This is a genomic window from Paenibacillus sp. 32352 (assembly GCF_002042965.1).
In the GTDB taxonomy this organism is placed as follows: Bacteria; Bacillota; Bacilli; order Paenibacillales; family NBRC-103111; genus Paenibacillus_S; species Paenibacillus_S vulneris.
This window is the reverse complement of the sequence record NZ_MZNT01000004.1, coordinates 362,836-374,657: the sequence shown is the minus strand read 5'-3', so window position 1 is coordinate 374,657 and position 11,822 is coordinate 362,836. Positions and strand designations below refer to the sequence as shown.

General features: G+C 47.3%; 12 protein-coding genes. 10 read left to right on the top strand and 2 right to left on the bottom strand.

The window, feature by feature from the left end; translation table 11 throughout:
• Positions 1 to 84 precede the first annotated feature (84 nt).
• Positions 85 to 1,203: a class I SAM-dependent methyltransferase gene (locus B1728_RS12370; RefSeq protein ID WP_079910508.1), complete on the top strand. Its 1,119-nt coding sequence runs from the start codon at positions 85 to 87 to the stop codon at positions 1,201 to 1,203.
• A 24-nt stretch (positions 1,204 to 1,227) separates the two neighbouring features.
• Here the strand turns inward: B1728_RS12370 and B1728_RS12365 are convergent, their stop codons facing one another.
• Entirely contained in the window at positions 1,228 to 1,458 is a 231-nt protein-coding gene (locus tag B1728_RS12365) for a DUF2626 domain-containing protein (protein ID WP_079910507.1), read from the bottom strand.
• 338 nt (positions 1,459 to 1,796) lie between these two features.
• Between B1728_RS12365 and B1728_RS12360 the strand changes: the two genes are divergently transcribed.
• The 3 genes from B1728_RS12360 (at position 1,797) to B1728_RS12350 (ending at position 3,918) form a co-directional block, all read left to right on the top strand.
• Positions 1,797 to 2,450: an RsfA family transcriptional regulator gene (locus B1728_RS12360; protein WP_079910506.1), complete on the top strand. Its 654-nt coding sequence runs from the start codon at positions 1,797 to 1,799 to the stop codon at positions 2,448 to 2,450.
• 83 nt (positions 2,451 to 2,533) lie between these two features.
• Positions 2,534 to 3,526, top strand: a complete 993-nt coding sequence (locus B1728_RS12355; protein WP_079910505.1) for a ketopantoate reductase family protein — start codon at positions 2,534 to 2,536, stop codon at positions 3,524 to 3,526.
• Positions 3,523 to 3,918 carry a DUF3397 domain-containing protein gene (locus B1728_RS12350; protein WP_079910504.1) on the top strand — a complete coding sequence of 132 codons (396 nt, stop codon included), beginning with the start codon at positions 3,523 to 3,525 and terminating at the stop codon, positions 3,916 to 3,918. Before B1728_RS12355 ends, B1728_RS12350 begins: the two co-directional genes overlap by 4 nt.
• A gap of 92 nt (positions 3,919 to 4,010) precedes the next feature.
• Here the strand turns inward: B1728_RS12350 and B1728_RS12345 are convergent, their stop codons facing one another.
• Complete coding sequence (locus B1728_RS12345; protein WP_079910503.1) at positions 4,011 to 4,373, bottom strand: helix-turn-helix domain-containing protein; 363 nt, start codon at positions 4,371 to 4,373, stop codon at positions 4,011 to 4,013.
• 167 nt (positions 4,374 to 4,540) lie between these two features.
• Between B1728_RS12345 and B1728_RS12340 the strand changes: the two genes are divergently transcribed.
• The 6 genes from B1728_RS12340 to B1728_RS12315 all read left to right on the top strand — a co-directional run bounded on the left by B1728_RS12340 (position 4,541) and on the right by B1728_RS12315 (position 11,751).
• Positions 4,541 to 5,530: an asparaginase gene (locus B1728_RS12340; protein WP_079910502.1), complete on the top strand. Its 990-nt coding sequence runs from the start codon at positions 4,541 to 4,543 to the stop codon at positions 5,528 to 5,530.
• Between the two features lie 368 nt (positions 5,531 to 5,898).
• Entirely contained in the window at positions 5,899 to 7,554 is a 1,656-nt protein-coding gene (locus B1728_RS12335) for a peptide ABC transporter substrate-binding protein (protein ID WP_079910501.1), read from the top strand.
• A 291-nt stretch (positions 7,555 to 7,845) separates the two neighbouring features.
• Positions 7,846 to 8,781: an ABC transporter permease gene (locus B1728_RS12330; RefSeq protein WP_079910500.1), complete on the top strand. Its 936-nt coding sequence runs from the start codon at positions 7,846 to 7,848 to the stop codon at positions 8,779 to 8,781.
• Positions 8,781 to 9,698, top strand: a complete 918-nt coding sequence (locus tag B1728_RS12325) for an ABC transporter permease (RefSeq protein WP_079910645.1) — start codon at positions 8,781 to 8,783, stop codon at positions 9,696 to 9,698. The genes B1728_RS12330 and B1728_RS12325 overlap by 1 nt, the downstream gene beginning before the upstream one ends.
• 74 nt (positions 9,699 to 9,772) lie before the next feature.
• On the top strand, positions 9,773 to 10,798 hold the full coding sequence (locus tag B1728_RS12320; protein WP_079910499.1) for an ABC transporter ATP-binding protein: 1,026 nt from the start codon (positions 9,773 to 9,775) through the stop codon (positions 10,796 to 10,798).
• Positions 10,795 to 11,751, top strand: a complete 957-nt coding sequence (locus tag B1728_RS12315) for an ABC transporter ATP-binding protein (RefSeq protein ID WP_079910498.1) — start codon at positions 10,795 to 10,797, stop codon at positions 11,749 to 11,751. Before B1728_RS12320 ends, B1728_RS12315 begins: the two co-directional genes overlap by 4 nt.
• The last annotated feature ends 71 nt before the right edge of the window (positions 11,752 to 11,822 follow it).

Sequence of the window (11,822 nt, the reverse complement as noted above, 5' to 3'; positions counted from 1 at the left end):
GGTTCATTTTGTCTTTAGTGATTAAGATGTATGTTTTTACTATGCTGTGAACATGGCACATGGCGGCATGACAGGGGGATCAAAATGGCAGGGAATCAGGCGCTTATCGAAGTAATTAAACAACGGATCGGACAAAGTCCGGCAGGGGCTATCCGCTTTTACGACTATATGGAGCTGTGCTTATATCATCCGGAATACGGTTACTATATGAATGGGAAAAGCAAAATTGGACGTGACGGAGACTTTTATACCAGCTCTTCCATTGGCGGTTTGATGGGAGAGATACTGGCGCGCTATATTGCCTCTCAAACGAAAGAATTAGGCCCTGAGAGGCCCTTGAATATAGTGGAATGGGGCGGAGGTACCGGAAGACTTGCAAGGCTGTTATTGGACGAGCTGGAGCGTACAGCGCCGGACCTTTACCGCCGAGTCCGATATATTTGCGTAGAAAGAAGCCTGCACCACCGTATGCTTCAAGCGGAGGAATGTAAGGAACATATACGGCAGATCAGCTGGTTAAGCGAAGCGGAATGGATCGAAGGCGGCCCATGGACAGATACTATCGTCTTGTCTAATGAACTGCCGGATGCGTTTGCCGTTCACCGCATGGAGTTCAGGAATGGAGAGCCGCACGAAATTTATGTGGAATGGGATGAACCATCCAGTGCTTTCCGTGAGAGATTAATGAGACTCGAGGACCCGGCGTTACTGCGAGTTATTGAACGCCAGCAGCTCAGCTTTCTGGAAGGCCAGCGATGGGAAATCAATAGCGGCGCGGCCTCGTGGATGCGGAGCATCGGCAGTTCGCTAGGGAGCGGACAAGTGATTACGGTGGATTATGGAGATGAGACAAGGGAGCTGCTTGCCCCTCATAGAATGAATGGCACCTTCATGTGCTACAGAAGTCATAGAGCCTCCGACGATCCCTATGCCAATCCCGGCGAGCAGGATATGACGTCACACGTGGATTTTACGGCTTTGGCGGAGGCGGGAGAGACCGTCGGGCTCCGGGTACAAAGCTACATGACGCAGAAGCAATTTCTGGTGGAGAACGGAATTCTTGATTTGCTGCAGGATCATGTCTCAACGGACCCGTTCAGTCCTGTGGCTCGAAGGAACCGGGCAATCCGGCAGCTGCTGCTAAGCGATCAGATGAGCGAACTGTTCAAGGTGCTGATTCAAAAAAAAGGTGAGCTGCCATAAGGCAGCTCACCTTTTTTTCCCTGACTAGATGGACATTTTGAAAAATGACCAATACGTAAAGCCGGTAAATGAAAGAATCATGTACCCCCAAAAAAGCAATATGTAGGTACGTTCGGATAGTTTCAAATACCCTAGCAGTACGAAGATTGCCGTTTGAGCAAAAAAGAGCAACGCCATCGGAATCATATCACCGGCTAACGCCATCAAACCAATGACCAGCGTCCAGAATCCAAGAACGCGAAACATGCGATCCATTCTGCTTCCCCCTTAGAGTTATGTAGAAAGTTCTGCCATTTTAGCATATTTTCTCACTTCGGCACTTTACTATTAGACATTATAACTGCTGCGTCAATGCCTGTAAACGTCCAATCGGTGACGAAATTAAAAACAATTTTATCGCTTGCATGCCTAGGTTACCCTAATCCGCACAAAAACATGTATGAGTCCCTTAAAAAATGGCAATACAAAATAGTAGAAAAAGATTCTATGAACTCTACTATGGGCATAGAGATGAAGTAACGCAACATTCCACGTCTTACTTTCGATAGATGCATGGATGATTGATACCCAGGGGTTAGGAGGACTGCTTTTGTATGACAGCTATAAGACAAGATGCTTGGAGCGATGAAGATGATTTGATATTGGCGGAGGTGACACTGCGTCATATCCGCGAAGGAAGTACACAGCTAACCGCTTTTGAGGAAGTCGGCGAAAAAATAGGAAGAACGGCAGCGGCCTGCGGCTTTCGTTGGAATAGTTTCGTAAGGAAAAAATACGAGGCTGCTATTCAGATAGCTAAGTCGCAGCGGCAAAAGCGCAATCAGCAGAAAAAACATTCGGCTTACGCGGCTGTATCCAACAACACCGCTGTATTGGACCATGCTCATTCGGAGCAAGTGAAGCCCAGCGATGCGTTTGTGGAAGAGTCTATCTCTATCGATGCCGTCATACGTTTTTTGCGTCAATGGAAAGGCACTTATCAAGAAATGTCGCGGCATATTCGTCATCTCGAGAAAGAATTAAGCGAGAAACAGGATGAGCTGGACCGCCTGCGGAGCGAGAATGATATTTTGAATAAGCAGGTTAACGAAGTCGAGACCGATTATCGGGTCGTTAATGACGACTACAAAGCGCTCATACAAATTATGGATCGTGCCCGTAAGCTGGCATTTCTCGTAGAGGAGGAAGACGAGAACAAGCCGCGGTTCAAAATGGATGCTAACGGTAATCTGGAAAGAATAGAATAAGCATAGCCCTGCAGGCATTTGGCTTGCAGGGCTTTTGTTTGCTAATATGGAAGGAAAAGGTTTACCTGGGGGAGAGAAGCGAAATGAAAGTCAGAATCATAGGAGCGGGAGCGCTTGGAATGCTGTTTGCTGCCTCTCTCGCTCGATCGGGCGCCGTACATATCGAATTGGTTACGCATAGCCGTGAGCAAAGTGAGAGAGTTTCCTTAGAAGGGCTTCGCCTGCTAACCAAGAGCTCAGAATCAGGACAGCAAGACATTAGAGTCCGTCCTTTTGTGATCGCTGAGGAAGAGTTGATTAGCAGTCCAGACAGCCTTCCAGCTCCTGACTGGATCTTCTTGATGGTGAAGCAAACGGCGGTGACGGAACGGCTTGCCCGTACAATCGCAGATCAGATGAAGCCGGAGACCCGGCTGCTATGTTTTCAAAACGGGATCGGGCATACGGATATTTTAGCTCGATGCATACCTGAGAATCGGTTATGGCTGGCTGTAACAACAGAAGGGGCGCTCCGGCATCATTCCGTATGCGTAGAGCATACGGGGAGCGGGGAAACCTGGATCGGGCCGCTCATTAATGACGCAAGCCAGGACATACATTTGGAAAAAAATCTGCAAAAGATGTTCCAGAATGCAGGATTCAGTGTATCTTTGTCGAACAAAATCACTAGTAAAGTTTGGAATAAACTGTTGATGAATTCCGTTATTAACCCGTTGACGGCTATTCTGCAGGTACCCAATGGGATGCTGTTACAGTTGCCTGCCGCCCAAGGACTGATGCGTGCTTTATATGAAGAGGGCCTTGAGCTGGCGGCCCGGCTCGAGATTGAGCTGGCGGAAGATTTGTGGGAGCAGCTGTTGAAGGTGTGTGAGCGAACGGCAGCCAATCAATCCTCGATGCTTCAGGATATTCGGGCCCGCAGGCTCACGGAGCTGGACTCCATTACAGGAGGCCTGCTTGCCCAAGCGAAGCAAGCAGGTCTCACGCTGCCAACCCATCATACGGTATACCAATTGGTGAGGTCGATAGAACAGCAATGGGGAAAAAATATAGGCAAAGCAGGTGATCCGCTATGAACGGATTCTTGGATTGGTTGCAGACTGTGTATACTTTTTTGGCATTGGTTCCGTTTGTTTCCTTTATAGCTTCATGGGGGATTGTGTATGCAATATCCCGCGATAAGAAGAAAGCGACCTATGCAGCTATCGATGTTACGACCTTATTTTTGATTGGTTCCGTGTCGGTAATGACGCGGAGCTTATTCCAGTCTGGGCTCGGCCTCTGGCTGGTTGTTCTGTTGTTCTTAATTGCCGGGGGTCTGCTTGGCAATATGCAAAATCGGCTGAAAGGCAAAATCAATCCTGTCAAAATTGCGCGTACCTTGTTAAGGCTTGGATTTGTTGTATTGTCGGCATGCTACGTACTGCTTTTATTTATTGGCATAGGCAAGTATATAGCGGCAAGCTAAGGCCTTGCGAGACTACGGGGTTTTGGCTGTCAGCAAACGCGATGGAAGCTTATAACCTGATAATGAAGGGGGTGTCCTGGGTAACTTTATATTTATTTTTTCGCAGTTTCGTCCATTTCCCGCAAAACCCTGATAAAAGCAATGACATGCTTAATTTCCACAGAAGAAAGCGATTTCCCGTCAACGGTTAAAGTGACCTGATTCAGCTCCATCAACTCGATTGGTTCCTTCCTCTGCTTCTCCGGCTTGTCATTAGGGTCATCAACCCTGCCTAATAAATAATCCACTGAAGTTCCATAAAGATCTGCCAGCATCTTTGTAGCCTCGAGGGACGGTTCGCGATAACCGGACTCATAGCCTGCGTAGGTGCTCTTTGCAATTCCAAGCCGATCTGCAATATATTGCAACGACCACCGTTTACTTTTTCTCAGTTCGGTTAATCTATCTAAGAACATTGCCTTTATCCCCCTTATTCCAAATCCCATTATAACATCAGAAACTGGATACTCAAGACATAAGTTCGCGAATCGCGTAAATATCGCTTGATTTATCGTTTTTTGACGAATATAATAAGCAAGGAAAGTCGCAAAAAGCGTACGATTTGACTATCTGAGGTGCAACGATGAAAAAATTGCTTTTATTGGCAACCGGGGGAACTATTACCGCCGTCCAAGGCGAGGAAGGATTGGCCCCTGGGATGGATGCTGAAGAGCTGGTCAGCTTTTTACAGGCGAAGGACCAGAGTGTTCAGTTGGAAAGCAAGCTGTTAATGAATATTGACAGTACGAATATGCAGCCTGAATCTTGGGTGGAAATTGCCAAGGCTGTGTATGAAAACTATCCGCACTACGACGGTTTTGTAATCACGCATGGGACCGACACGATGGCATATACTTCTGCGGCTCTGTCTTATATGCTGCAAAATCTTAGCAAACCGGTAGTTATTACAGGCTCTCAGATCCCTATCAATTACAAGAAAACGGATGCGAAAAAAAACGTAATGGACGCTATTCGATTCGCTTGTGAGGACACGGGCGGAGTGTTTCTTGTATTTGACGGCCGGGTAATCCGGGGAACACGGGCTGTGAAGATCAGAACGAAAAGTTACGATGCCTTTGAGAGCATCAACCATCCGTACGTGGCATACATTAACGAGTCCGAAATCAAGTACGTCAACGCCAAGCCGGCAAAGAGCAGCAGGAAGCTGAAGCTTGACGCATCGTTATGCCCGGACGTGTTTTTGTTAAAGCTTCTGCCGGGTACTAAGCCGGAATTGTTCAGTCAGTTGAAACCCCTTTATAAAGGCGTCATTATTGAGAGTTTTGGCAATGGGGGGATTCCTTTCCAAGGCAGGGACTTGCTGCCCAAGGTAAGAGAGTTAATCTCTTCGGGGATTGCCGTGGTTATATCCACTCAATGCTTGGAAGAGGGAGAAGATCTGAACTTGTATGAGGTCGGCCGTAAGGTCGCTCAAGATAAAATCATTTTATCCGGCGATATGAACACGGAAGCTATAGTTCCAAAATTGATGTGGGCATTAGGGAAAACGGACGATCTGGATGAGGTAAAGAACATTATGGAGAAGCCCATCAATCACGATACCTCGCTGTAGCGTTCGCGGATTGCGAATCCAATGGAGGATACCTATGGTATAAACGCAGCATTGGAGGAAATAATAATCGCGATGTTAACCCGATAGTAGACCCATCTATCAGGAACCTAGTACAAGGCTCCTGATCCGCGCATTTAACAAATAATACCAATCTTGGACATTACCAGTATATTCTGCTAGAGAGAATTGACCTTTGGTCGTATAATTTTATATTGGTAACGGTTTCATAAAGAGATTATTTTACTATTTAAACTATTTACTTTTCTCAATAATTCATTTATCATTCTTGTGTGTAAACTTAAGGTTAGGTTATCTGACATAACTTTGAGTTACCATATAATTACATATTAAACAAGGGAGGAACGATTATGAAGTTGAACAAACTTCTCGTGTTGGCGACGGTTACTGCCATGCTGGGTACAGCAGTAGGATGCTCGACGGACAATACGAAAAACCAAGCTGGGGGAACAGATACAAAAGCTCCGGCGCAAGAATTCAGAATAAACTTGTCTGCGGAACCGCCAGCATTGGATAGCTCTATTGCTACAACGAATCCGACATTTACGATTTTGAATGCCATTAACGAAGGATTGTATCGTCTGGACAAGGATGGAAAGCCTCAACCGGCTCTAGCTAAAGACATGCCGAACATTTCTCCTGACGGCTTGGTATACACAATTACTTTGCGTGATGGTTTGACTTGGGCGGATGGAACGCCTTTGAAAGCAAGCGACTTTGAGTATGCTTACAAACGTACGCTGGACCCTACAACTAAAGCGAAATATGCTTCTATGCTTTCATGGATCAAAGGCGGAGCGGCCTTGACAAAAGCTAAGCCTGAAGAGATTGAAGCGAAAAAGGCGGAAGTAGGCGTTCAAGCTAAGGATGATAAGACGCTGGTTATTACCTTGGAAAAACCGGTCGCTTTCTTTACAGACCAACTCTCGATGCCGTTATTCTTCCCTCAAAAGCCTGATTTTGTTAAAGCACAAGGAGATAAGTACGGTGCTGATGCCGATAAAGTTATCGGTGCCGGACCGTTCAAGCTGGAAAAATGGGATCATGAACAGCAATTGACGCTGGTTAAGAACGACAAATATTGGGATGCAGCGAACGTGAAATTGAACAAGGTCACGGTTAACGTTGTAAAAGACGCCAATACGTCCCTGAACATGTTTGAAACAAACCAAGTTGACTTGACTGAATTAAAAGGCGATCAATTCAAAATGTACGAAGGTAAGCCGGAATTGACGCTCAAAAAAGAATTCGTTTCGTCCTATGTGATGTTCCAGGTGAAAAAAGTACCGGCATTTGCTAACGCAAAGGTGCGTCAAGCGCTTGGTATGGCTATTGACCGTAAAGCGTTAAACGAAACCGTTCTGGGCGGAGCATCCATTCCTTCCACTGGCCTGGTACCAGGAACCGTTAGTGACGGTAACAAGCAAGAGTTCCGTAAAGTAGCGGGCGATACGCAGCCGGCCTTTGACCCTGCAAAAGCTAAAGCCTTGCTGGCTGAAGGCTTGAAAGAACTGAATATGACCTCGCTGCCTCCATTCAAGCTGACATCTGACGATACAGATAGCTCCAAGAAAACCATCGAGTTCATTCAAGCTCAATGGAAGCAAAATCTGGGAGTAGATGTTACTGGTGAGCCGTTGCCGTTCGCGCTTCGCGTGAAAAATATGCAGGAAGGCAACTTTGATACTTTGATCGGTCTGTGGGGCGCGGATTATAACGATCCAATGACGTTCCTCGACATGTGGGTATCAGATAACAAATCTTTCAACTATATGGGATATAGCAATCCGGTGTATGATGAATTAGTAAAAGGTGCAGATAAAGAAGTTGATTTGGCTAAACGTTCCAAAATGCTTATTGATGCAGAGAAAACCTTGATGAACGACATGCCGTTGAGCCCTCTTTATTTCCGTACAAGACCTTATGCTAAAAAGGTGAATGTCGACGGACTGATCCTTCCGGCTATGTCGAAAGAATGGGAATTGAAATGGGTATCCATTAAGTAAGAACGCGAGCAACCAAGTTATACGTTCGTCATTGGGCCGTTCTGCAGCCGTTTGGAACGGCCCTTTCTTATTGGCGAGCTGCCCGATTGAGCTGTCTAAAGTGGAATGATGCGGAACTGTTTCGCAAACATAGTCTTGGCTTTACTACGTCTATGCTTGCGAAGCAGTTCGGCTCCATAGAAATACGGCCCAACTGTTTGGTGGACTACCATTAACCGCATCCTGCGGTTGCAAGTCTTTTATGGGGTGCGTGACCAGCGCATTTCTTTAACAAAGTACAGGAGGTGTAATATGCTTCGCTACACGTTACGTCGTTTAGTCTATATGGTGGTTACCCTGTGGCTGATCATTACGTTCACCTTTGTGCTGATGAAAAATTTGCCGGGTGATCCGTTCGGTGAAGACTCATTAAAACTTACTGCTGAGCAGAAGCAACTTTTATATGCACAATATGGGTTGGACAAACCGTTGTGGGAGCAGTATTTGAAGTATCTTAATAATGTTATTCATGGAGATTTGGGGGTTTCTTACGCCTTTCCAACCCGTAAAGTAACAGAAATCATCGCACAAGGCTTTCCTGCATCCCTCGAATTGGGTCTGTGGGCGTTATGTATCGCTATCGTAGTTGGACTTATCCTGGGTATTATTGCTTCCCTTAATCACAATAAAGGCTGGGACATCGGCGCGATGTTTACAGCTGTCGTAGGGATTTCGATTCCGTCCTTTGTTCTTGCACCGTTGCTTTCTTATTTTATTGGGGTTAAGCTGGGCTGGCTTCCTGCAGGGATGTGGACCGGAGCTTCCAGCCGCATACTGCCCGCCATCTCCTTGTCGTTCGGGACCATCGCCATTCTGGCTCGTTTGATGCGGACGTCCATGCTGGACGTATTAAGTCTCGATTATGTGAAAACGGCGAAGGCGAAAGGCTTGTCCCAAAGAGCCATTGTGGTTCGCCATACACTTCGAAACGCAATTTTGCCGGTTGTCACCGTACTGGGTCCGGTATTTGTTAACTTGATCACAGGTACGCTGGTTGTCGAGCAAATCTTCGTTGTACCTGGACTTGGTAAGCACTTTGTTCAGTCGATTTATTCTAATGACTATACGATGATTACCGGATTGACGATTTTTTATTCATTCCTCTTAGTGGTTGTTTTATTCCTGACCGATATTTTGTACGGTTTGGTTGACCCGCGTATTCGTCTGACCAAGGGAGGTTCCAAATGATGCAGCAAATTTCGAAAGACATGTTTGAGCCGGCACCTACAGGAACAGCCCATGGCGATGTAATCGTACGGCCGTCCATGACGTACTGGCGGGATGCCTGGAGAAGACTGAAGAAGAACAAGCTGGCCATGTTCGGCCTTATTACCCTTATAGTATTAGCCGTTTTATCGATTTTAGGTCCTATTTTTTCGCACCACGATTATGCAACGCAAAACTATGATATCAAGAACCTGAAGCCATCCGCCGAGCACTGGTTCGGCACCGACGATTTCGGACGGGATCTATGGGTCCGCGTATGGTGGGGCACTAGAATTTCCTTGGCTATCGGACTTTGTGCCGCTTTGCTGGATTTGGTGTTCGGGGTGCTGTACGGCGGGATTTCCGCTTATTACGGCGGACGCGTCGATGATATTATGCAGCGTATCATTGAAATTGTATACTCCATTCCGTTTCTGTTGATCTCGATCCTGCTGATCGTTGTCATTGGTCCGGGATTTAAAACGATTATTATTGCTTACGCGATTACAGGCTGGGTTCCTATGGCCCGTCTGGTACGCGGACAGATCCTTACGCTTAAGGAGCAGGAATACGTTCTTGCGGCAAGAACATTGGGCGCGGGCGGCGCACGGATTATTTTGAAGCACTTGGTGCCTAACGCATTAGGCTTGATTATCGTACAAATTACGTTTATCGTTCCGTCGGCTATTTTTACCGAGGCATTCTTGAGTTTCATCGGTTTGGGTATCCGAGTTCCTCTGGCGTCGTTAGGAGCATTGCTGTCTGACGGTGCAGGCGCGATTCGTTTGTACCCGCATCGTATTGTTTTCCCGACTATCGTGTTTAGCTTGATCTTGATGAGCTTTAACCTGCTCGGCGACGGCTTGCGTGATGCGCTTGATCCGAAGATGAGAAAATAACGCCGATAAATGGGGAACAGGCTGTTCCCCAAAAAGCTTTATGCTTATATTAACGCAAGCAGGAGGTGCCAATAATGAGTCAAAATATATTAGAGGTCAAGGATCTCAAGGTATCCTTTCGCACTTATGCCGGGGAAGTTCAGGCGGTACGCGGTGTTTCATTCGAATTGAAAAAGGGCGAGGTGCTGGCGATCGTCGGAGAGTCCGGCTGCGGAAAATCCGTTACAGCGCAAACGATCATGAGACTGATTCCGTCGCCTCCAAGCGTCATTAAGGGCGGATCGATTTTGTTTGACGGCAAAACGGAAGTTACCCTATGTACAGATAAAGAAATGGAAAAAATTCGAGGTTCGGAGATGGGCATGATTTTCCAGGACCCGATGACTTCCTTGAACCCTACCATGACCATAGGCAAGCAGATTACGGAAGGCTTGATTAAGCATCATAATATATCGAAAGACGAAGCTAACAAAAAAGCGGTTGAAATATTAAAAATGGTAGGAATTTCCAATCCAGAAGGCCGCATTTATCAGTACCCGCATGAATTTTCCGGCGGTATGCGTCAGCGGGTTATGATTGCCATCGCTCTGGCATGCAGTCCGAAGCTGCTGATTGCGGATGAACCGACAACTGCATTGGACGTAACCATTCAAGCGCAAATCATCGATTTGATGAAAACCTTGTCTGAAAAGACAGAAGCTTCTATTATAGTAATAACACATGACTTGGGTGTTGTTGCGGAAATGGCTCAGCGCGTTATCGTAATGTACGCCGGCAAGGTCGTCGAGCAGGGAACGGTAGACGAGCTGTTCTACAATCCTCAGCATCCGTATACGTGGGGACTTCTGCGTTCGGTGCCTCGTCTGGATCAGGATGCCGACAGCGAGCTTATTCCTATTCCGGGAACGCCTCCTGATTTATTCGCTCCACCCAAAGGATGTGCCTTTGCAGCTCGTTGTCCTTATGCTATGAAAGCTTGTCTGGAAATCGATCCGGAGCATACAAAGCTGACTGACACCCATTCGGCTGCCTGTTGGCTGCTTCACCCCGATGCTCCGAAGGTAGAGCGTCCTGTAGAAGTGGGAGGTGGAATGCGATGAGCAAGGATTCTATATTGGAAGTGCGCAATCTGCAGAAGCATTTTCAAGTCGGCGGCGGCAAAATATTGAAGGCAGTCGACAATCTTAACTTTTCTGTGAAGCGCGGGGAAACGTTCGGTCTGGTAGGGGAGTCCGGCTGCGGTAAATCGACCGCGGGCCGTACGATCATTAATTTGTATGATGCTACCGGAGGAGAAGTTATTTTTAATGGCGAGAACGTTCATAAAATGCGCGGACGCAAGCTGAATGAATTTCGCCGCCAGATGCAAATGGTGTTCCAGGATCCTTATGCTTCCCTGAATCCGCGTATGACGGTCGGAAACATCATTGCTGAGGGCGTAGATATTCATGGGTTGTATTCCGGCGCCAAACGGAAAGAACGGGTGTTCGAGCTGCTTGACGCCGTAGGGTTGAACTCGGAGCATGCCAGCCGGTTCCCTCACGAATTTTCCGGTGGACAGCGCCAGCGTATCGGTATCGCGAGAGCCTTGGCAATCGAGCCTCAATTTATTATTGCGGACGAGCCGATCTCCGCGTTGGACGTATCGGTGCAGGCGCAGGTGGTCAACCTGTTTAAGAAGCTGCAAAAGGAGCACGGCCTTACCTATTTATTCATTGCCCACGATCTGGCGATGGTAAAGCATATATCCGACCGAATCGGCGTGATGTATCTGGGTAAGCTGGTCGAGGTCACTACCTCCGATGAGCTGTACGCCAAGCCGCTGCACCCTTATACGGAATCGCTGCTTTCCGCCATCCCGATTCCGGATCCGGAAGTAGAGCGCACCCGGGAACGCATTATTCTCGAGGGAGAGATTCCAAGCCCATTGAACCCGCCGAGCGGCTGCCCGTTCCGGACCCGCTGTCCGAAGGCAATGCCGGAATGCGCAGCTTCGATGCCGGAATTCAAGCAAGTAGAGCCTAATCATTATGTAGCCTGCCATTTGTATTAATGGAATATCACGAGAGCCGGGTTGTACGGGACGTCGTCCTTGAACTGCCTGGCTTTCTGTTTGGCTGCTGT